Source organism: bacterium, from assembly GCA_023150945.1.
Taxonomy (GTDB): Bacteria; Zhuqueibacterota; Zhuqueibacteria; order Zhuqueibacterales; family Zhuqueibacteraceae; genus Coneutiohabitans.
Window position 1 is genome coordinate 1 of the sequence record JAKLJX010000044.1, and the last position, 22,230, is coordinate 22,230.

Sequence of the window (22,230 nt, forward strand, 5' to 3'; positions counted from 1 at the left end):
TTTTTGTAGGCCTTTAAATTGTGCATGTCTACAAGATAACACAAAATATTTAATTGTAAAGCTTATTTTTTAACAAATCCTTATCCTTCATCACTTCCTCGATAATCTCCTCGACGCTCATCACTTTGCCGATGATTTGCAGTGCTTCATAGGCGCACGCTTTCACGCATTGTTCATGAACCTCGCACAACGAATGATCGAGTCGATGTTTACCCTCGATTTGATACTGCGCGCCGGTTGGGCAAACGGCAACGCAGGAGAGACAATCCTCGCATTTGTCCCGGCGAAAAGAAAGCTCCGGCTTGAATGACTGCGACTCGGGGTTGTGGCACCACAGGCAGCGCAAAGGACAGCCTTTGAGAAAGACCGTGGTGCGAAGCCCTGGGCCGTCGTGCAGCGCGCAGCGTTGGATGTCGAAGACGATGCCGTTCATGTTTGACAAGACGTAACCCAGGTCGCCGCTCTGGGAATCGCCTCCCGTCGGGCCGCCTGGGTTAGGCATACAATGTGCGACTCAAAATCTCCAATTGCACGTCGCGCGCAAGCTCCACAAAACGCGCGCTGAAGCCGCCCACACGCACGAAGAGATGTTGATACTTTTCCGGCTCGAGCAGTGCGGCCTCCAACTCCTTGCGATTGACCACAGTGATCATGGCTTGCGCGCCGCCTTTTGCAAAATACGTATCGAGCAAGGCGCGCAGCTTTGTTCGGCCGTTCGCAAACAACTCACGGCTGAATTTCATGTTCTGCACCGCGCCCGCATGAATAGAAGGGCGCGGCTTGACAATGGAATTGAGAAACGCGGTTGCGCCCTTGCGATCACTGCCGCCGGAGGGCGCATTGCCGTTGGCCATCGGCTCGCCGGCAAGCCGGCCATCCGCAGAGGCCGCGGTCTGGTGGCCCATCAACGTGTTCGCGCTGTTGTTGATGACGACAACGAGATAAGAGTGCAAACCGACTCGATCAGCCTGGCGACGCACGAAGTTGCACACGTGATCATGAACCTGCAACAGCATGCCATCGGCGCGCTCGTCATCATTGCCATACTTGGGTGCATTCAGCAAGAGCCGCCGCTGCTGCGCAAAGCCTTCAAAGTTGGCGTCGAGCGCGGCGAGCACTTGCTCCGGCGACAGCACCTTTTTGTCGTAAACCAGTTCCTTGATCGCCGTTAGGCTGTCCGCCGTGTTGGTGTTGCCGTAAGTCTCCAGCGTGCCGCCGAGATACTTGATGCCGCCGGAGAAGACACCCTTGCCGCGCGAGAGACAATCATCATAAAGCATACTCATGTACAAGAACGGCGCGGCCTCGCCGGCAATCTTGTATTCCAGCGCTTCGTGGTCCGCCATCAATTCCACAAAGAACTCGACTTGCTTTTGATACGCTCGCCACAGTTCATCGAAGGATTTAAAGTCTTTGAAAGCACCCAGAGCCAGCCCCATCCTCTTTCCCGTGAGCGGGTCGACGCCGTTGTGCAGCGTCACTTCCAGCGCTTTGAGCAAATTGATGACGCCGCTGGGCGTGCCGAAACTTCTGTGCTCGATGATGTATTCGCCGCAGCCATAGGGAACGTATTGTTCGGCCTCCGCATGTTCGAGGCAAAACGCCTTCATTACGGCCGGCACATTCACGTCGTCGTTATAGAGCATCGGAAACGTTCTGCCCTCACCGATTACGGTGAGCGCCTTTTCCATCAACGCGGGATTCATGCCGCGATAAAACCGCAAAGAAAGCTGTGGCTCGATGGCGTGAACCGTGCGTGTGGCTTCCATGGCCAGCAGCGCAAAGCGGTCGGCATTGGCTTCGTGGGGCCGGCCTTTGCCGCCGATGATCACGCGGCCGTGCACGCGCGTGTTGCGCGCCGCCATCAACCGCCACAACGCTTGCATGAGCGCCAGCGCCTCGTCTTCCGTGAGCACACCACGGTCGAGGTCACGCGCGTAGAAGTCGCCCAAATAGACATCCATGCGGCCATAGTTGCGCACGTCCGCCACGAGCGCATACAGCCAGAACAACTGCCTGGCTTCCCGCAATGTTTGCGGCTTTGATTGCGCGATGGAGTCGAGGGATTGGGCGATTCCCAGCAACTCCAGTCGGGCCGGCCGGGTTGCAGCAAGCGTCCGCGCTTGTGCAGCGTAATGCTTGCAGACTTCAACAAAGACTTCGAGCGCGATTTTCATGCCATCATATAGCCTTACATCTCCGCCATTCGCAGCCGCAGAATTTCGCTGCCGTTCCACTTCCTCAAACAGGCCGGGCACACCAAGAGCCATGAGCTTGCCAAAATCGATGGTGCCGCCAGTCATGCGATAAAGCGGAAAGGCAATGCCGGAATCGGCCATCCAATTGTCGGAAGGCAGATGGCGGGCCATGTGGCTGGGAAAGGCAGCGCGCAATTTGCTCGAAGTATCTTCGCCCTGCCAGAATGCAAGCATATCCGCTATCGCCCGGCGCTGGGCGGCATCGCGCTCGTGGGCTTGCAGTTCTTGCTCGATCTCTTTACTTTGGCAATAATAACCGAACGCCGTCGGTCCCCATTCATCCGGACTGACGCCAACCAAGGCGTGGGCAAGGCGGCCGGCAAACCGATCGTGCTCTTCGATCTCGGCCAGTGTTGCCGGAAATTGCGCGCGCAGGCACATGGCCTCGCGCAGCGCCGGATGCTCGTGTTGATAGGCGCGGTAGGTCGCGGTGAATGTCAGCTCGCGGCTGAGTCGATCGTTCGGCGACATGAGTGGACTCCGCTCGGATGTGGTCCAGCCGGACCAAGTAGAGGGTGTTCATGTTATTCAATACGCCTGCAGCATCGCTGACCGGCGGCCGGCAGGACGCATCCGGCCGGCCCGGCAGGCATTCCCTAAAAGCTAGCAGCTCTCCACTGAAAATCTTGTTCCGGCTTGACCATTTGTTGTGTTCTATTGATGTTCCATCCCCCAAAGGCAGGCAGACGATGAGCATTCTGCGAATGACAGCGAAGGGTTTGATCGATCCCGAGACCGAAACCCATTATGCTTTTCACAAAAGCCTGAAACACATCACGTTCGTGCATTGCCACGACTTCTTCGAGCTGTTCTTGATTACCCACGGCGCCGTCACGCATCGGATCAACGGCAGACGGCAGACGCTCACCGAAGGGGCGCTCGTCTTCATGCGACCGGATGACGTGCACTGCTACGAAAAAATCGCGGGCCGCGATTGCGAGCTGATCAATCTCGCCTTTCCGCGGCAGACGGTGCGCGAGTTGTTCGACTATTTGGGGAAAGGCTTTCGCCCAAACCGGCTGCTTGCACCGACACTGCCGCCGAGCGTTATTCTTCCCAAATCAGAAACCACGTTGGTGAAAGCAAAGCTCGAGCAGCTTCATACGATTCCGCCAACCCACAAACCGGAGATGCGCACGCAGCTTCGCATTTTACTCGTGGATTTTTTCTCCCGCTATTTTTCGCGCCAACGGGCGCGGGCGAAAAAGTCGATTCCGGACTGGCTGGACTGGCTGTTGCACGAGATGCACAAGAAGGAAAATTTCGCGCCGGGATTGGGCGTGATGCAGAAGCTCGCGCGCCGCAGCCCGGAACACCTCAGCCGCGTGTTCAAGGCTCAGTTCGGCACGACCCCGACGCAGTTCATCACCGAATTGCGGTTGAATTACGCAGCGAATCTATTGGCAAGCACGGATGAAACCATCGCCTTCATTGCGATGGAGGTGGGTTTCGGAAATCTCAGCCATTTCTATCACGTTTTCAAAAAGCGTTTCAGCGTCTCTCCCAGGCAATTTCGTGTGCAGCACAAGAGATCAGCAATTCCGTAACACAAGCCGCCGGCGCACAGGCATGCGTGGGCGAATGCCGGCTGGGTCAGACCGCCGGTTCGCTAATCATCCATTCGAGCCGGCGCAGTGGTGGGCGCGCAGTGCGGGCTGAGTGAGTATTTCACCAACGCATTGAGCAACAACGCAGCGAAAGGATCGTGGCCGAGGGCGTCGGCGAGACGCAAGGTGCACAAGAGCAGCTTCCCCTGGCCGACTTTCATTTGCAGCACGCTGGCCGAGTTCAAATGCAGCCAGCCGACATACATCCCGGCAAGAACATCGGAAAAGTTCGCCGCCGCCAGGCCGGTGATCACCGTGCGCGGTGCCACGTGCTCGGCTTCAAACTCCAGGAACCTTCCCACACCAAGATCGCGAAACGGCGGCCGGTTGTTGCGCAGCCAGTTGAGATTCGAAGCCCAATTGCCGTCGTACCATTCCGCCGCGCGGCTGGTCAGCACAAATGGAAAAGCCGCCGGCAGCTTGGTGGTGCTGTCAATCAAACAAATGGCGCTTTCGCCCTTTCGCAGCCTTTGCAGAAGCTCGTCATCAAGCACATTGGTCACCAGCGCGGCACTCTGCGCAGAGGATTCTTTCGGAAGAAAACCAGCGGCATGCGCAGCCTGGGCAAACGCGCCGAGAGTTTTGTCGGGATCATGAAGGCGAATCGCGGCGGGCGCAGCGAGGCGGGGATAGACCAAAACTTCCACCGCATTTTGCGCGAGCAGCTCACCGCCGGCGGGAGTGGTGAGCTGAAATTGCAGGCGCACGCGCTGGGGGGAAGTCACTTCGGGCAAGGCCAGGCGCAGCGACGCAATGCTTTTGACTTCCGTGCGCGCGATTGGCGGAATCGCCAGCTCGCCGGTCGCACCGAAAGAAGCCTGCCAACGCAACTTGGCCGGCGCGACTTCCACCGCGCTGTAATGCGAGAGCCAAAGCTCGATCTCCACGGTTTCATCATCCCAATAATTGTATTTCACCGGTCGGGGAATGATCACGTCCTGCTGCTGAATGTTGGCCAGATCGTCGGCGTAAATTTTCACATTGCGCCACATATCGAGCAAACCGTTACACTCCCAGTTGATGTCCGTGAACTCGGTGATGACGTAACCTTGTATTTCTGGCTTCAGCCGAATCTGCTCGATTTCATATTTCAACGCCAGGAACTGCGCGCGCTGGCTCTCTTCCGCAAGTTGATTGTAGCTCTCGAAAATCTCATCATACTGAAAATCTTTGAAGCGTTGTTGCACGCCTTGGGGTAACGTCACTTGCCGGCCGCCGAAATCGCGCGCAAACCACCACGGCATCTCTTCCGGCAGCTTGGGCAAGCCCCAATTGCCGAACTCGGAAAGCAACAAGGGCTCCTTGCCGGTTTCCTGCGCATCGCCAAACTCGCTGAACAACCACTTGGGACGTTGGGCAAAGTCGCTGATGGTTTGATCGAAGCGGTGGCGGTTTTCCGGGATCGCCCAATACGTATGATAATCGTTGAGGTCGGTCTTCATGTGAAAGTTGCCCCAGCACGCGCTATTGTCCACGATGAGCCTGCCGGTCGCCCGTTGCTTCGCGCGATCAAAAGCCGAGAGCAGCCATTGCCGTTGTTCAGGTTGTTTCAAATCCACTCCCCAGCTCTCATTGCTGAGACTGATGATCACAAGCGAGGGATGATTCCAATCGCGGTCGAGCATGGCTTCCAACGTTTCTTCACCTCGGCGCGCGGCTGCGGAGGTGAACACGTCCCAATTCGGGATTTCATACCACACGAGCAGGCCGATTTCATCGGCGACTTTCAAATAGCGCGGATCGGGAACCTTAATATGGCAGCGCAGCATATTCAAGCCGAGGCGCTTCGCCTTCAACATTTCGTCGCGCAGGTATTCTTCCGAAGGCGTAGTGTAAATCGTCTCGGGATAGAAATCCTGATCGAGCGCGGCCATGAGATAAAACGGCTCGCCGTTGAGATAAAGCAGCTTGTCTCTAGCTTCGATTGCGCGGAAGCCGAAGCGCTCGATGATTTGGTCATGCTTTCCAAGCAGCAATTCCGCTTCATAGAGCTGCGGCGAGTCAAGGCTCCAAAGCTGCGGCTGGGGAACGAGGCCTTCGAGCCGCGCTTTCTGCTGCGACGACGAAATCAGCTTGGAAATTTGCAGGACTTCATGCTTTTGTGGATCAAAGACGCGCAACGAAAGTTGTTCCGTTGCGCTCGTGTTTTCTCCCCGGCTAAGATCCACGTCGACGGAGATTTTTCCGGCTACTGTCGGCGTAATGTGAATCTTCGTGAAGTGCCGTGCGGGTTTGATGGCCAGGTGCACGCTTTGCCACAAGCCGCTGGTCTGCACATACCAATTCTGCTTGCCATGCGGAATGTGCCAGTAGCTGATGCCTTCGGTGCCGGTTTCTGTCGGTTCTGGATCCAGCACGCGTACAATGACTTCATTCTCACCAGGGTTCACCGCTTGCCGAATCTCGCAAGCAAACGGCGTGTAGCCGCCTTCGTGTCTGCCTACACGCCGGCCGTTCACGAAAACCTCGGCAACATAATCCACGGCGCCAAACTCGAGCAGCACCGTTTCGTCGGCTTTGAGTTTGGGAAGCGTAAATGTCCTGCGATACCATGCCACGCCTTGATAGTCGCGCAGATCGGCAAACTGCGCCTGCCATGAAAGCGGAACTTTCGCCGTGCGCCAGCTCGCGTGTTCGCGCACATTGTCGATGCCGAACGCGGCGCTGCTGTCGACGGCAAACTGCCATTCGCCGTCGAGCGAGAGGATTTGTGCGGAAGCCATCGGCGAAACCATAAGAGTGCCACAGACTGCCAGCCTGCAAATCAAACCAAAAATCACAGTGAAAGCAGGTTCTGTCATCATCACTCCCACTGGCCACTCGGCCTGACTGGAGTTCATCCCGTGCGACGGTTTGGGTTCAGCCACAAATGACCCAATCGCTTTTGCCCATTCAATGTGGTTTCAAAATACACGCCTTTGATGGTGGCAAACACTTGCGGAAAGTCATGATGATCCCCGCATGCCGTGGCCACGCAATCGCCCGGGCCGATTGCGTAGAACGTGCCTTCGGAAACGGCCAGGCCTTCGCCTTCATGGATAATCCAGTATTCATCACAATCATGATAATGATTATCGAAATCCGTCGTGCGGGAGTAATCCGTGGGATCACCGGCGTTTTGAGGATGATCGCTGTTGGCAAGCGTGAACACGCCGCAGCCGCCGGTTTCCTCGCCCCAATGGCCGCAGACGCGCACCAACACGGTTGGCGAGAAAACCTCTTTTGCTTCAAACCGATCCACTGTCGTGCTGAGCTCAACGACGTCGCTTGCTTGCATGATGCTCGTGCGTCTCCCGACTGTGATGCGACAATGCCCTTCGCAAACGAAGAGCTTCTCTTTTGGGGAAACTCGAGCAAAAGCATGCGCAGCGCCCTCGTTTAATCTTACGATTTCGCAGTACTCCATTTCACACCACGAAGGCGCGAGCTTTCTTCCGCATTTGAAAACGGGCATGGGCGCACCCTTGATTGGTTACGCAGCCCGGCCGGCTCGACTGAGACTCGTTTCACCCAGTCCGCCGCACTGCGCTGCGGCTACTTCTTCTTCCCGGCGCTCGTAGCCGATCGAGTGGCCGCGAAAGTTCTTGGTAAACCAGGAAATCGTTACGGGCATCCATTCCTTGAAAGGTGTAGTCCGATAGTTTGTTTCCGCCCTGATTCGCTCCACACTGAAAATCGCGGTACGCCGCGTATTGAAGGGAAACACATCGCCGGCGGGATGGCGGCTGAGCGAGTGCCGGTCAAAGACATTTTGATCCACGTGCACCAACTCTGGCTTGCAAGCAAGCAGACGGCCCAGCGCATGCAAATATTCGTTGAGTGAGAAAACCTCCTCTGCTGCGACGTTGAAGGCCCTCCCCCGCGATTGCGGAAAGTCGAGGAGATTGGCAAACGCGCGTGCCACATCTTCGACATAGACTTGCTGAAAGGCGAAATCGCCGCTCCCCGGAATCAACAGCGGTTTGCCGTCCAGAATGCGCTCGATCCAGAAGAAATCGCGTTTGGCCGGATCATTGGGCCCGCTGACAAACGTCGGCCGCAACACCGTCACCGGAAAGCGCTTTTCATCATGGGCCTTCCACAAGATTTCTTCGCATTGGCGTTTCTTGATTCCGTAATCCATGCCGAACGGATTGCGCGGCCAGAATTCCATCACCGGCGCCTGGTCTTGATCTTCGGTGATCGGGCATTGCAGCTCATTCGATACCATGTAAACCGAAATCGTGCTGCAATGAATGAACCGCCCGACTTTGCCGCGAAACACTTTCACTGCCAGTTGTGATTCTTCCGGCTCGTACGCGACCATGTCATACACGACGTCCCAAGTCCGGCACGGCAGCGCCGCGAGATCGGCTTCGTTTCTGCGGTCGCCACGGATGTGCTGTAACTGCGCTGTCCTCGTGAGCAGGCTTGTGGATATCCCGCGCGTGAATACCGTCACGTGATGCCCGGCATCGAGCAGTTGCTGCGTCAAACGGGTGCTGATAAAACCGGTGCCGCCGGTGATAAGAATATTCATATTACTTTGCCAGCATCATTTTCCTAATCAAAGAATTTTCGCCAAACTGCAAGCGGTAGAAATAGATGCCGCTGGGCATTCCTTTGCCATCAAAAATGATTTTGTGATGGCCAACCTGCTTTTCACCCTCAAACAACGTAACGACTTTTCTTCCAAGTAAATCGTAGACTCGCAGACTTGCCCAGCCGCTGCGCGGCAAATCAAATTCGATCGTCGTGGTTGGGTTTCCCACACCGCGTGGCGCGGCGTCTGCGACAGACCGGGATGTTGGTTCGCTCCAAAACGGATTGGGATAGTTTTGCGCAAGCTTGAATTCATTCGGCAAGATTGACGCCACTGGAGATTCTATCGAAGTAGCCCTCAGCGTATCCGACAAAATGAACATTCGCGTCGTGTAGGCCGGAAGCGAAATACTTGCTGCGCTTAGAAATACCGGCGTGCCGGAGATGAATGCGGAGCCCAGCAAATCCGCAAGATAATAAGTTTTCGCCGAATCGAGAGCTAATTGCGCCACGGGAATTTTCACCGTGGCAGACGTCGCGGCGTTTCCCATGTTAATGATGGCGAAAATGTTTTGCTCATCCTCCCACCGGCGAAAGGCATAAACCGAATTGCTTGGTGTAACGGCGATTTCCTGAAAGTTGTCGCTGTGGAGCGCCGGAAAATCCTTTCGAAGTTGCGCCAACTTTTGGTAATAAGGAAACAGGCCGTTCTTGTCGAGTGATCTGATGGCCTGTCCGGAATTGAAAATCGCGTAGGTCTGATAGGGATGCGTGGCGAAGCCGATTTCCTGGCCGTTGTAAAGCAGGGGAATGCCATGCAAGGAAAACATCAGCGCTGCCACCATTTTCGTCCGGTTGAGATCGTGTGTCGGCAGAAACCGAAATGTGTCGTTATTCTCCATGAAGCGCAGAATCTTGGCGCGAGAAGCATAGCCGTTGCCATTGTTGGTCAGCGCGGCGCGCAATAAAGCGGCGCGAGTGTTTTGATTGCTATTGTTGAAGATCGTCGGATTGGAACTCGTGCTGTAAGAAGTCTGCCACACCCACTGCGAGACCCACGGCTGCTCCGGCGCCCAATCATAGGCCGCATCGAAACGCTCGTCGAAAACCATTGGCCATGTCGCCTTATCTTCGCCCAGAAGCAGAACCTCAGGCTTCAAGCGCTTGAGTGCCAATCGCCATTGCTGCATGAAATCCGGCCGGCGCGCATTTACGCCCCAAACCGCATCGATACGATAGCCGTCGATGTCGAATTGTTCAATCCAGTATTTGCCGGCTTCGATCATCATCCGCTGCACTTCGGGATTATCGTAGTCTAAATTGACCAGCTCATCCCAGAAATAGTAAATGAATTGCATCAACCCCTGCTGCCGAGAATTGTAATGCATGGCGTAAGGCGCAGTGTCGCGGCTGCGTTGATAGAAATCGTAATAATACGAATTCGGCCCATGACGAATCGCCTCCAGTGCATAAGGGTGATAGATCGAAGTATGATTGGGAACAAAGTCAAAAAGCACCCTCAACCCGTACGCGTGCGCCGTCGCAATCAGGGTGCGCAAATCCGCTTCGGAGCCGAGATCATTCCGCATGGCAAAGTAATCGGTCACGTCGTAGCCCTGCCCGCGGTTTCGCGTTCGATAAACCGGCTGCAGCCATAGGGCATTGATGCCCAACGCGGCCAACTCCGGGATTTTTTGCGTCACGTGATTGAACTTGCCTTCAGCAACGAAGTTGTACGGGGTAATCTCATAAATAATCGCACGGTCGATCCAGGCGGCATGATCGGTTTTGATGTTGAAAGGCAGAATGTCTTCAGCAGTTGCCGCAACCAAGGTACGTGTCTTGGTGGTATCGCCGTTGGCGGTGTAAACGTTGAGATCAAAATAGTATTCTCCCAACGGCGCGCTTGCGGGAAGAAGAAAAGACGCAACCGTGTCAGTTGGATTTGCCACGTCGATTGGCGCTGGATTATTTGCATCTGGACGCCAGAAGAAAGACAGCGCGGCGTCGCGAGGATTTTCCAACACCACGGCGTGCAGGGTGACCGCGCGATTGGCTACAGTCGCGTAAGCATGGACTTCCGGCCGGAGTTTGTAGCCGAGCGTCAAACGCAGCGTGTCGGAATAAATCGGCACACCGCTGCTGTCAACGCGGGCAACGAGAATGTTAACGCCTTCTTCCAGAATGGCCTGCACGGAAAATTGTTTGGATTGATTCTGAAATTGAAAGGGCAAAGCTTTGCCATTCACCATAAGCCAGCCGGCCGAAGCCACCACGGTATCGACCTCGCCGGTGATCAATTGTGTTTGTGACCAGACGACGGCGTTTTGTTTGTGCAGCTTGATCGTCAGCGCCGAAAGCGGCGCGGGGAGCAGCAGCGCAGGCAAGAAAAAAAATCTCATGATAGACGCTTTCAAAGATTTTGCCAGCAGATGCAATTTACTCGAGTCCTTTGGCAGCCTTTATCCGTCGTTCACGTAAACTTTTGAATCAATACCTGCCATACGTCTTCGCCACTTCCACCATCTTGAAAAGATTCGCCGGCGGTGTGTCGCGGCCGCATTGATCGCCAGTGGAGAGCACATAACCGCCGCCGGCCGCCGCGGCATCAATACAGCGCTTGCATTTCTCCTCGACTTGTGCCGGCGTGGCATTCAACATGAAATCAAACGTGTTGATGTTGCCTTTAATGCACAGCTTGTTGCCAACGCGGCGTTTTGCTTCGGCCAAATCCACGTCGCCGCCCGGCGGCTCTTCCATCGGCTCCATCACGTCAACCTCGGTTTCTTCGGCAACGATTTGCACCAGCTTCCACGAGCGCCCGCAGATGTGCAGATGCGAAATCACGCCGGCTGCCCGGCAAATTCTGGCGGCTTGCTGGATGAAAGGCAATTCGTACTTGCGGAATAGCTTCGGCGAGCTGACGCTGAGACTGGCGCTCGAGCCGCCGAGCATGATTTCATCCGGCTTGGCCGCCACATTGGCGCGCAGGTAAGCCAGCGCCCATGCCATCCAATACTCGTGGACTTCGTCCATGAATTTTTCCTCTTCGGCGAAATCCTGATAGCATTGCTCAAAGCCGCCGTTGCGATAATGAAACCACCAGTCCTGAAACACCGGCACCATGGCAACATACACTCCGTGATTGCCGATGCGATGGTAGTCTTTGAACTCTTTTTCCCATTGCCATCCGCCGCTGCCCAGCCACAGCTTCATGCGCGCGAAATCCTTTTTCAAATCTTTGATGGGCTTCGCCTCGCGCCACGGCGGGTCTTCGGCAAAATACAGTTCATCCTCCGACAGTTCACCCAGCGGGGTTGTGCAAACGCGTTTGACCAGCTTTCCTTCCGGCACTTCCAGGACATGATCAACAAACTCAGGTGCGTCGGGCGGCCGAATTTCTTTCAAGCCGCCGTAAATGTACCAGCCATCCATGCCGAAGTATTTCACCGCCTCGACGTAAGCCTCCGAATACGTTGCGGACGTCCAGCCGTTGTGCTCGCGGCCGTCGAGAAAAAGCTCGTAGAACGGCCTGCCGGTCAATTTCGAGGGCACCATCACCGAGATGTCCGGACACACCGGCACGTGATCCGGTTTTTGGCGGCGAAAGGCGGTCATCAATCTTTCTTTGGAAGTCATAAGGTCAGCTCCTCGATGCAATTATTCTTCGCCGCGAAAGTCACAATACGAAAGCTCCTGGCTCACGCAAAGGCGCGAGAACGCAGAGACTCCACAAAGCCAATCTGTTGAAAACTTCCTTACGAGTGCTTTGCGCCATGGCGACTCTGCGTGCGGTTTTTCATGTTGGGTCATCTGTGACATTCCGTTCAAGGTAAACGGTCCCAGGATGCCAGCAGCTTCCTCATCCGATCAAACGAAGGCTTGGTGCTGCAATCTTCGCGCACCAAACCGCCGTTCAGAATAAAAGGCCGGAAGTCTGAAAAATCGTACCAGTTGATTGTCTTGATGTAGGGCTTGCTGTAATAAATTGTATAAACCTGCTCCAGCCAGTCCGCCTGCAGTTCCTCATCCCAGTGGCGGTGCCACGCGTAGGGTTCCTTCCACTCGCCGCCGGCGCTGATCTGGTTGAGGTTCGAACTGGCGCCGATTTCGGTGAGGTAGATCGGCTTGCCGAATGTTGCCAGGCGCTCGAGCAGGCGAACGATGTCGGACAGATCGCGCTGCGGAAAATAAATCTGAATGCCGAGCACATCAAAATCGACATCGGCGTCGATTAGATCCTTGATGAACTGGCGCGGCGAGCGCAGCGGCCGGGTCGCCTCCATGCGCGCCATCCGTCCGCGCGCAACGTAATCGGCAAAGGGACAGCAATTGTTGATGATGCGCACGACGTTTGGATTCGTTGCTTTTGTCTGGTCACAGGCGAGCCGGACAATCTCGGTGATTTGCTCCGGCGTATGATTGTGAATGTTCGCCCAGTCGTGATACTCGTTGACGACCTCCCACTCCGCCACTTTGTCGCCGTAATGGCTCACGAGATCATGGGTGTGCTTTTCAACATACTTTTTTAGTTCGTCAAGAGTTTTGTTTTTGAGCCAGTCGGGCGTCACCACCGGGTGAAACCAAAACAGGGGCCGGCCTTCGATGCGGATGCCGTTTTCCGCAAGCCAGTTGACGATGTTGTCTTTTATGCCCCAGTTGTATTGGCCCTCGCGCGGCTCGAACAATTCGTACCAGGTATCCCAAACGTAATGGGTCACCGTGGCGCAATTGAACAGCTCGACGAATCTTTTGGTGAACTCTTCATGCTTTGCCCACACATACTGCCGGGTTTCACACCCGAAATGGACTGCATCATGGCGCGGATGGCGGCGAATCTCGTCCTGGGCCTTCTCCAATTCGATTTTCTCGCCCGCCCAGAGTGCATGTTTCAAGGCGAAATCAGCGAGACGCGCGGCGGCCTCGCCGCTGCTTGATTTCGTGGTGGCGTCATGCAGCAATTCCTCCGACAGCGCGACGCTATGCCCGACTTCCCTCGAAAAGCTCGTTTGCTCCTTTTGATAGCGCGCCATCACCCTGCGATTGCGCGCCACCCGGCTGCGTGCAAATTCCAGGTTCAGGTTGAGCGTATTTCCTTTGCGGAAATCTTCACGCGTATAATAGTTGCCGCCGTTATCCGCGGCCAGCCAGACATAACCGAATCCATCCACGAACCAACGGGTATTCACCGCAAATTTGCGATCCGCCAAATCCGGCGTCACCACGATGCCTTCTTGTTTGACCTGAATTCCGGACTTAAAAGGATCTTCGTTTTCGTCCGTCACATAAGCCAGCGTCATTTCCGGCATGCGTGGAGGCGGATACGGGCGGAAAATCAACTCCTCGCCGATCCGTGGTATTGCTGTTGGCCACTGAGAGACGAAGGGAGATACCGCGAGCGCCGCCGCGCCCATGGTGCCGGTCTTCAAAAATTGCCGCCGCGAAAATGAATTCAGCATTGGATTCTCGAGCTTAAGATCACCGCCGTATCTGGCGCAGACGTGTCGCCTCACTTCATGGGGAGAATTTTCCACTGCTGCTGTAGTTTTTTCAAACGATCAAACACCGCCTTCTTCTCTCCTTTTGGCGAGCGCAGCAAGCCGCCGTTTTTGATCCACGAATGCGGATCGACGAAATCGTACCAATTCACCGCTTCGATATACGGTTTGCTGTAGGCGAGGGTGTACAATCCCTCGAGCCAATCGGCCTGCAATTCTTCATCCCAGTGCCGGTGCCAGATGTAAGGCTCGGTTGGAAAACTGAGCGTGCCGGATTGAATGGATTGTTCACTCGGTCCCGACGAGGCGCCGACTTCGGTGAGCTGAATCGGCCTGCCGATATCTTTGAAGCGTTCGATCAAGAGAATGGTGTCGGACAAGTCACGATAGGGAAAATACATCTGAATACCGGTGATGTTGAAATCCACGCCGGCTTCGGCCAATTGCCTGACGAATTGATGCGGCGTGCGCTGCGGGTATTTCGCTTCCAAATCCGTCCATTTTTTGAGCTGCACGTACTCGGCAAACGGACAGCAGTTGTTAATCAGGCGATGCACTTTGGGATTGGTGTCACGCGCCACTTCGCAAGCCAGCTTGGTGACGTTGATCAACTGCTCGGGAGTCAATTGCAGCTCATTGGCCCAATCATGGATTTCGTTCACGACTTCCCACGCATACATTTCATCGCCATAATGGCCGACCACTTCGCGTGCGTGTTTCTCGACGTATTTCAACAGTTCGTCGTAAGATTTTTTTCTGAGCCAATCCGGCGTCGTCGTTTTGTAAAACCAAAAGAGCGGCCGGCCTTCAACGGTAATATTGCGGCGGCGCAGCTCTTTGAACAGCGCGGTGCGGAGGTCAAATTGCTTTCTGCCTTCCTCCGGTTCGAAGTCTTGATAAACGCCGCTGACGAGATAATGCGTGATCGTGGCATAGTTGAAAAGCTCAGAGAAGAGCGACAGAAACAATTCGGGATCCATCTGAAAAAATCCGCGCGCATCGCAGCCAATGAAGAAATCCGTCCGCCGGCCGGCGTTCTGAATATCGAACTGCGCCCGCTCCAGCTCGATTTTTTCGCTTGCCCACATCGCATAGTACAGCGCCTGCTGCGCCAATCGGCCGCACTTCTCACCGTCGGCCTGCGCTTTGGTCGCGTCGGCGAAGTATTCCTCGGAAAGATTCATGAACGCCGACAATTCATGTGAAGGTTTCCATCCGTTCTTGTCATGCAATTTGAAGCGTTTTCGATTGCGAACCACCCGGCTCTTTGCCAGCTCGTAGTTCAAATTCAGAGTTCGCGACTGCCCGTAGGCCGGCAATTCGCAAAACTCCCCACCGTTATCCGCGGTAATATAAATGTAGCCGAACCCTTCGACATTCCAGCGCACGTCGATGCCGAATTTCTTTTTGCCTTCGGTGTCGGAAATTTTGACGCCGTCCTTTGCGGCGGTGATGTTGGAATGAAACGCATCCCAATTCTCATCGCTGGCATAGGCCCAATCCAGCAAATGCGGGCCCACTCCCTTCTGCACGAAATGAGGACGGAAGATCAATTCACCTTGTGATGCTGATTTTGGCATTTTGTCTCCAGTTGAAAATTGCCCCACCGGATAGAAACAACCCAACTGATAAGAAAATCAAATTCCGCTGGATTGTTTCTCTCCGTCGGTGAAATTTGCTATTTCAGATCTTTCCATCGGTCCTGCAATTTCATCAAACGCTCAAAAGCCGGCTTCTTCTCTCCTCGCGGCGTGCGCAACAATCCGCCGTTGGGGATGTACGAGTGCGGGTCAACGAGATCGAACCAATTCGCGGCTTCGATGAACGGCTTGCTGTAGGCCAGCGTAAACACGTCTGCGAGCCAGTCCGCCTGCAGCTCTTCATCCCACGGTCGATGCCAGACATAAGGCTCAGTGGGAAATCCCAACTCTCCCAATTTCACCGAGCGTTCATTCGGACCGCTGGTAGCGCCAATCTCCGAAATCTGCACGGGTTTGCCGAAAACTTCATAACGCTCGAGCAGCATGATGATGTCCTGCAGATCGCGATACGGGAAGTACATCTGCTGGCCGATGAGGGTGAAATCCACGCCGGCATCAACGAGGTCTTTGGTGAATTTCCACGGCGTGCGCTGTGGATATTTCGCCGGCTGGCCGGACCATTCCTTGAGCTGGACGTACTCGGCATACGGGCAGCAGTTGTTGACGACGCGATGAACGTTCGGTGCCACACTCTTCGCGACTTCACACGCAAATTTCGTCAGCTCGATGGTTTGTTCCGGGGTGAGCTGACATTCGTTCGCCCAATCGTGCAGCTCGTTGACGATTTCCCAGCCGTACATGCCGTCGCCATAATGGCCGATCACCTCACGGGTGTGGCGCTCGACGTATTTGAGTAACTCGTCGAAAGATTTTTTCTTGAGCCAATCCGGCGTGACCCATTTGTGAAACCAAAACAGCAGCCGGCCTTCAATGGCAATATTTTGCGCGCGCAATTCATTGAACAGCAAATCGCGGTACGCGAAGCGCAATTTCCCCTCTTCCGGCTCGAAGAGACGCATGTGCGCATCGCCGTGGACCACGTAGGTGATGGTCGCATAGTTGAACAGTTCGGCGAACCGTTCCATGAACAAGTCTTTTGAGATTTGATAAAAGGCGCGCGCATCGCAGCCGATGAAAAAGTTCTGGCGATAGCCTCGCTTGGCGATGGCATGCTCCGCCTTTTCCAATTCCATCATCTCGCCGGCCCACATGGCGAAATACAAGGCCCTTTGCGCCAGCGCGCCGCATTTCTCGCCATTGCTTTGCGCTTTTTGGGCATCGGCGAAGTATTCTTCCGCGAGATTGACGAAAGCCGCCAGCTCGCGCGAGGGTCTCCATTCCTCCATTGCATGCAGCTTCATCCGCCGGCGATTGCGCAGCACGCGGCTTTTTGCCAGCTCATAATTCAAATTCAGCGTGGCGGATTTTCCCGCGGCTGGAAGCTCATAAAATTCGCCGCCGTTGTCTGCGGTGATATAAATGTAACCGAAGCCTTCTACATTCCACCGGACATCGATGCCGAATTTTCTTGTGCCCTCGGTGTCGGAGATTTTCACGCCTTCGTTGGATGAGGTGATATTGGAATGAAAAGCATCCCAGTTCACGTCACTGGCATACGCCCAATCCAGCAGATGCGGGCCGCGGCCATTTTGAACAAAGTATGGACGAAAGAGTAATTCCCCCTCCGCCGTGTTTTTCGAGGTTCGCGGCGCCGTTAAAACAGTGGGCGCGGAGAAGATGGCACTCGGCGCCATCAGCATGCCAGCAGCGCCCAGGGCCGATTGTGCGAGAAACTTTCTGCGATTGAGCTTCATGATGGACAAAAGTTCTTGCGACTTCACAGCATCATTTTCATATGTCATTCTGAAAGAATACTTTTTCGCACGAGCACAGTGCTTGAAATGAAAAAAGATCCCTCCGGAATGACACCCTTAATTCAACTGCTTTTTTGCTGCCGACTGCAGCAGCCTGTTCGCTTTTGCCGCCGCCTCATCCAATGCCGCTTTCGGATCCATCTTTCCCAGCGTCGCCTGCTCGATCGCCTCCGCTAAGTGGCGATTGATCTCGAGGCGGTGAAAATCCACCGGCCGCCGGGCTTGTCCCCACTCCATTTGATCCACAAACGCTTTCAGCGCAGGATCATTGGCAAGAAAATTCTGATAATCCTCGCGTTCACGCACCGAGCGCCGCACCGGCAGATAGCCGGATTTCATCGAGAACATCGCCTGCGTCTCGGGCTGCAGAATCCATTTGACAAACGTCCATGCTGCTTGCGGATGCCGGCTCTGTCTGAAAATGGCAAGATGCTCACCGGCAAGATACGTGGCGCGTTTCGCCGGACCGGCGGGAAGCGGCGCCACCGCCCAATCGACGTTCTTCATTTCGCGATAGCGCGGCAGATTCCATGGGCCGTCCAGCACCATCGCGAGATGCTGCGAAGCGAACGCCATATCGTGCGCCATCGAAAACTTGCGCATGCCCAGCTCGTCGTACATGTTCTTCCACAACGTCAACGCTTGCACGCCGGCCTCGCTGTTAAAAAGAACCGCGGTTTGCTCGAGATTGATTTCGTAACCGCCGGCCTGCCAGAGAAACGGCGTCCATTGTAGAATCATCCAGATGTTCAAATCTCCCGAAGCGGGAAACACCGGCACCAGGAATCCATGTTGGTCGAATTTGCCGTCGCCGTTTTTATCAATCGTCAGCTTTTGGGCAAACTCACGCAGCTCTTCCCAATTTTGCGGCGGATGATTGGGATCGAGGCCGGCTTGGCGAAAAAGTTCTTTGTTGTACAGCAGCGCCAATGAAGTCGCTTCCATCGGCATTGCATAGAGGGTGTCCCGCCACGAGGCGGCTTGTAGCAGAGGCGCGAAGATGTCGTTGATCTCTTCATTCGTCAAGCCATTCGGGCCCTTGACGAATTCTTCCAGCCTGTAAACGGCGCGAGCTTCGACCAGCTTGTCGAGAAAGTCCGCATGAATCCACGAAATATCCGGCGCGGTTTGGCTTTGAATGGCGGTGATCAACTTTTGCACGAGCGCATCGCCGGTGGGCACGTACTGGGCTTTGATTTTGATGCCGGGATGTTCCGCTTCAAATTTCTTTATCAATTCTTCCAATGAAGGAATCGTCGAAGCGACAAAGCTGTGCCAGAAGGTGATGATGGTTTTGTTTTCGGTTTGATCTTTGTCCCTGCTGCAGTTCAAAGAAAAAGCAAAAACGCCAATGGATAGAAATCCCGCCCACAGCGGGACAACGGATGCAATTTTTTGTGTTTTTTTCATTTTAATGAAACACTGAAAGAAAGTGTTCGAAGAATCGCGTGCTATTCACTTCGAGTGCAATCTCATGCTTTGCCTCCGCGTTGCCAGACTGCCAGAAAAGCATGCCTTTGGATTTTTCACCGGTGAGTTCAACCTCCACAGTACCCTTGTGAAACGCGCAAATCTGATCATCGAAAATCGTTGCGGCGGTCAGGGGGTCGTGAAATGTTGTGCCCTGCCATTGTTGAAACCAGATTCCCGCAAAATCAAGAACAGGGCGAAACAATTCAAACCCTCGAAACTTTTCGCGAAATTCATCCGCACTCATATTCACGCGACTGGTGACGTCCAAACCAATGGAGCGGTGTTGGCGAACAGTGGCGCGATAAACAATGGCGGTGGCATGCGGATCACATATGGCATTCCACTCCAACGGGCCGTAATTTCCCTGCACGCGATTGGTAAAGCGTCCGCACATCATCACCAAGCCTTTCAGCAGCGAGGGAATCTCCGGATCAACGCCGAAGAGAAGCCCGATGTTGGTAAGCGGGCCAATGGTTAGCAGAACAATTTCGCCAGGATGAGCGCGGATGGCCTGCCGCAAGAACTCCACGGCTTGGGCATGCGGGAAATTCTTGTCGTGTTCCCATTTCGCCAAAGCGACGGCCTGTTGCGCCTGTGTTTGCTGCTGCGGAACGAGCAGCGGCTGCTCAGCGCCCGGGAAAATCGGAATCTTTTTGCCCGCGACTTTGCATAATGCGCTCGCCATCATCGCGCGCTTTTCAGCTTCACCGGTGACAGTGGTGATGCCCAGCAACTCGCATTCAGGATTGGCAAGCAGATAAGCAAGACAGATGGCGTCATCAATGTCGGTGCCGATGTCGGTGTCCAAAAGAATTTTTTGGATCATCAAAGTATCATACAATTGAATGTCATTCCGTAGGAATCCTTTTGGTTATCAAGCACAGTTCTTGTGCGAAAAAAGTTGCTTTCAGCATGACAGATTGCTTGGGAAGCCGAGAAATAACTACTCAAACACGAGCTTTCCTCCAACAACAATTTGCCGATGATTGATTTGATATTGTTGCAATCTTCTGCCGTTCAATTTCACACGTTCAACCAAATTCGTTGAAAGCTGGTCACGCGTTTCTACAATGAATTCCTTGCCGGAATAGTATTTACTGCTCAAACTTATCGTTGCCTGTTTGAACAGCGGCATGCCGAGCTGATACGTTTCCGATGCCGGACAAGCGGGATAGAAACCGAGCGCGGAAAAGACGAACCATGCCGAGATGGTGCCGGCATCATCGTTGCCGGGAAGCCCGGCTGGGCCAACACCGAATTGCTTGTCCATGATCTCACGCACGAGACGTTGCGTGCGAGGTTCTTCTCCAGGAACGTAAGTGAAGAGATAAGGATAGGCGACGTCAGGTTCATTGGTGATGGTGAACTGCCCGATGTCAAAGCATTTCTGGAGTTTATTAACAAATGCCGTTTTGCCACCGAATAGATCGATCAATCCTTCGACGTCATGTGGCACAAACCAGGTGTAGTTCCAGGCATTGCCTTCAACATAACCCGGGCCGCCGGAACCCGACCAACTGCCGGAGCCTTCGGTTTGCAGGGGATCAAACGGCACGAACCAATTTCCATTTTTCAGCCGCGGACGTATGAAATGTGTGGCCGTATCAAAAAAATTGCGATAGAACTGCGCGCGTTCACGAAAAATTTCAGCATCCGATTTCTTTCCCAAGCACTCCGCCATCTGCGCGATCGCCCAATCGGCAAAGCAATATTCCAGCGTCGTTGAAACCGGCCCCCACACCCACCAGGCGTCGGTGGTGTCCTGCTCGAAAGGAATATAATGATACCGCAAGTATTCGTGATATCCGGCACGAAGCGGTGGCGCAGATTTTTCCGTCGTCAGATCAGCGGGCTTTCTCATCGCGGAATAAGCAGTTTGGATATCGAAATCGATAATCCCTTTCACATAAGAATCCGCAATAACCGGAACCGCCGGATCGCCGACCATCATGTAGGTTTCATTGCCGGCCAATTCCCATTTGGGCAGCCAACCGGATTCTTTGTACATATCGATCATCGTTTGCACAATGGCGGATTGGCGCTCGGGATAAACCAGCGTGAGCAACGGATGCAGCGTGCGATAGGTATCCCACAACGAAAAAACGGTGTAACGATCGCGGCCAAGATATTTGCCAGTGCCTGTGCGCCCCATCAGCGGATAGTCGCCGTTGACATCGTTGATGAGGTTGGGATGAATCAGCGTATGGTAAAGCGCGGTGTAGAATTTGACAAAATCATCCTGCGATCCGCCCGTGACGCGAATTCTCGAGAGTTCTTCCTGCCAGGCAGCAAGCGCTGCGGCTTTGATTCGTTCAAAATCCCAACCGGAGATTTCGGCTTCCAAATTCATGCGCGCATTTTCGATGCTCACATACGAGATGCCGACTTTCACCGTGATCATTTCTCCGGTTTTTGCCGCAAATCGAAGCCACGCCCCCAGCGCGGAATCCTGCACCACTGCCGTTTTTTCTTCGCGCAACTGCCCACCGATCCAAATTCCTCGAGCAATAGCGGGTTCGCTGAATCGAGCCACAAAATAAACTCGCTGCTGATTGGCCTCGCCGCAGAATCCGCCGGAAATATTATAGCCTTCGATTTCTGTGTCCGAGCGAATCGTCACGGCACCGCCGCCGAGCAGATTCAAACTGCGGCCGGCGTCGATCAGAATATTGATCTCACCGTCGCGAAGAGCAGTGACTCTCGTCATGCCACAGCGCGCCGTTGCGGTCACTTCCGCCTGAAGCGAAGGCTCCGGCAAAGTAACGCGATAAAATCCAGGGCTTGCCCGCTCATCGCTGTAGGCACATTTGTACTCGTTCGGATCGGTTTTCACCTCGCCGCGAGAGGCGGTGACAATCACGCTGCCGAGATCGGCGCAGCCCGTGCCGCTGAGATGAACATGGCCGAAGCCGTAAAAATATTTTTCGCCATGCACGTATCCCGAAGGCGAACCGGGCGCCGTATGCGGACTCACGGAAACCATGCCCCAGGTTCGCACGGCGCCGGGGAAAGTATTTCCGCCTCCGGCAGTGCCGATAAAGGGATTGACAAAACCGGCCACCTCTTGCGCCCAAGATTGGCCAGCAACGATTGCCAGCGTGAAAGACAACAACGTGCGCATGCTGGATTTTATACTTTCAAGAACCATCGCTTCTTCCACATTACCCACGCCACAAGATACATCGCCAACACAAATGTGACGGCGAACAAGAGTGAGGCATTCACCGCGCTGGCAAGTGGCGCGAACAAATGCTCGTGAATGTAATCATGCAGATTATTGACTGAACCATCGAGTCCCTTCCACGTGATGACCCATAACAAAATCGCCAGCAGCTCGGAGAGGACAAAGACGGTAATCGCATTCATGCCAAAGATGGTAAATCAGTGCTGTCCGGTTTAGTTGGGTTAGAGCTGCAGACATACTTGGTTGTGGTCTGCTGGTCGACTGCAACGTCTAA

The 22,230-nt window shown here is 54.4% G+C and carries 16 protein-coding genes; 2 read left to right on the forward strand and 14 right to left on the reverse strand.

The genetic code is table 11. From position 1 onward, the window contains the following. Positions 1-49 precede the first annotated feature (49 nt). Positions 50-502: a 4Fe-4S cluster-binding domain-containing protein gene (locus L6R21_27645; GenBank protein MCK6562983.1), complete on the reverse strand. Its 453-nt coding sequence runs from the start codon at positions 500-502 to the stop codon at positions 50-52. Beyond that, positions 495-2,729 carry a hypothetical protein gene (locus L6R21_27650; protein MCK6562984.1) on the reverse strand — a complete coding sequence of 745 codons (2,235 nt, stop codon included), beginning with the start codon at positions 2,727-2,729 and terminating at the stop codon, positions 495-497. Before L6R21_27650 ends, L6R21_27645 begins: the two co-directional genes overlap by 8 nt. A gap of 218 nt (positions 2,730-2,947) precedes the next feature. Between L6R21_27650 and L6R21_27655 the strand changes: the two genes are divergently transcribed. Then, positions 2,948-3,805, forward strand: a complete 858-nt coding sequence (locus L6R21_27655) for an AraC family transcriptional regulator (protein ID MCK6562985.1) — start codon at positions 2,948-2,950, stop codon at positions 3,803-3,805. Positions 3,806-3,867: 62 nt separating this feature from the next. On the opposite strand, the gene L6R21_27660 is transcribed toward L6R21_27655, so the two are convergent. The 4 genes from L6R21_27660 to L6R21_27675 all read right to left on the reverse strand — a co-directional run bounded on the left by L6R21_27660 (position 3,868) and on the right by L6R21_27675 (position 10,410). Further along, positions 3,868-6,588, reverse strand: coding sequence for a hypothetical protein (locus tag L6R21_27660; protein MCK6562986.1), 2,721 nt, complete (start codon positions 6,586-6,588; stop codon positions 3,868-3,870). Positions 6,589-6,701: 113 nt separating this feature from the next. Further along, the gene (locus L6R21_27665) at positions 6,702-7,142 is read right to left on the reverse strand and encodes a hypothetical protein (protein ID MCK6562987.1); all 441 of its coding nucleotides are present in this window, start codon (positions 7,140-7,142) and stop codon (positions 6,702-6,704) included. 195 nt (positions 7,143-7,337) lie between these two features. Further along, a complete protein-coding gene (locus L6R21_27670) occupies positions 7,338-8,384 on the reverse strand; it encodes an NAD-dependent epimerase/dehydratase family protein (GenBank protein ID MCK6562988.1) in 1,047 nt (348 codons plus the stop codon). A gap of 1 nt (position 8,385) precedes the next feature. Beyond that, positions 8,386-10,410, reverse strand: coding sequence for a T9SS type A sorting domain-containing protein (locus L6R21_27675; GenBank protein MCK6562989.1), 2,025 nt, complete (start codon positions 10,408-10,410; stop codon positions 8,386-8,388). Between the two features lie 48 nt (positions 10,411-10,458). Here L6R21_27675 and L6R21_27680 point away from each other — a divergent pair, with 48 nt between their 5' ends. Continuing rightward, the gene (locus tag L6R21_27680; protein ID MCK6562990.1) at positions 10,459-10,698 is read left to right on the forward strand and encodes a hypothetical protein; all 240 of its coding nucleotides are present in this window, start codon (positions 10,459-10,461) and stop codon (positions 10,696-10,698) included. A gap of 178 nt (positions 10,699-10,876) precedes the next feature. Here the strand turns inward: L6R21_27680 and L6R21_27685 are convergent, their stop codons facing one another. The 8 genes from L6R21_27685 to L6R21_27720 form a co-directional block, all read right to left on the reverse strand. Then, positions 10,877-12,025 carry a hypothetical protein gene (locus tag L6R21_27685; protein ID MCK6562991.1) on the reverse strand — a complete coding sequence of 383 codons (1,149 nt, stop codon included), beginning with the start codon at positions 12,023-12,025 and terminating at the stop codon, positions 10,877-10,879. Positions 12,026-12,213: 188 nt separating this feature from the next. Then, positions 12,214-13,845, reverse strand: a complete 1,632-nt coding sequence (locus L6R21_27690) for an endo-1,4-beta-xylanase (protein ID MCK6562992.1) — start codon at positions 13,843-13,845, stop codon at positions 12,214-12,216. Between the two features lie 50 nt (positions 13,846-13,895). Continuing rightward, complete coding sequence (locus tag L6R21_27695; GenBank protein ID MCK6562993.1) at positions 13,896-15,464, reverse strand: endo-1,4-beta-xylanase; 1,569 nt, start codon at positions 15,462-15,464, stop codon at positions 13,896-13,898. Between the two features lie 98 nt (positions 15,465-15,562). After that, the gene (locus L6R21_27700; protein ID MCK6562994.1) at positions 15,563-17,239 is read right to left on the reverse strand and encodes an endo-1,4-beta-xylanase; all 1,677 of its coding nucleotides are present in this window, start codon (positions 17,237-17,239) and stop codon (positions 15,563-15,565) included. Between the two features lie 117 nt (positions 17,240-17,356). Beyond that, entirely contained in the window at positions 17,357-18,631 is a 1,275-nt protein-coding gene (locus tag L6R21_27705) for an ABC transporter substrate-binding protein (protein ID MCK6562995.1), read from the reverse strand. A gap of 79 nt (positions 18,632-18,710) precedes the next feature. Beyond that, entirely contained in the window at positions 18,711-19,598 is an 888-nt protein-coding gene (locus tag L6R21_27710) for a nucleoside hydrolase (protein MCK6562996.1), read from the reverse strand. Positions 19,599-19,715: 117 nt separating this feature from the next. After that, a complete protein-coding gene (locus L6R21_27715) occupies positions 19,716-21,920 on the reverse strand; it encodes a GH92 family glycosyl hydrolase (GenBank protein ID MCK6562997.1) in 2,205 nt (734 codons plus the stop codon). Beyond that, on the reverse strand, positions 21,902-22,138 hold the full coding sequence (locus L6R21_27720) for a hypothetical protein (protein ID MCK6562998.1): 237 nt from the start codon (positions 22,136-22,138) through the stop codon (positions 21,902-21,904). The genes L6R21_27715 and L6R21_27720 overlap by 19 nt, the downstream gene beginning before the upstream one ends. Positions 22,139-22,230: the final 92 nt, after the last annotated feature.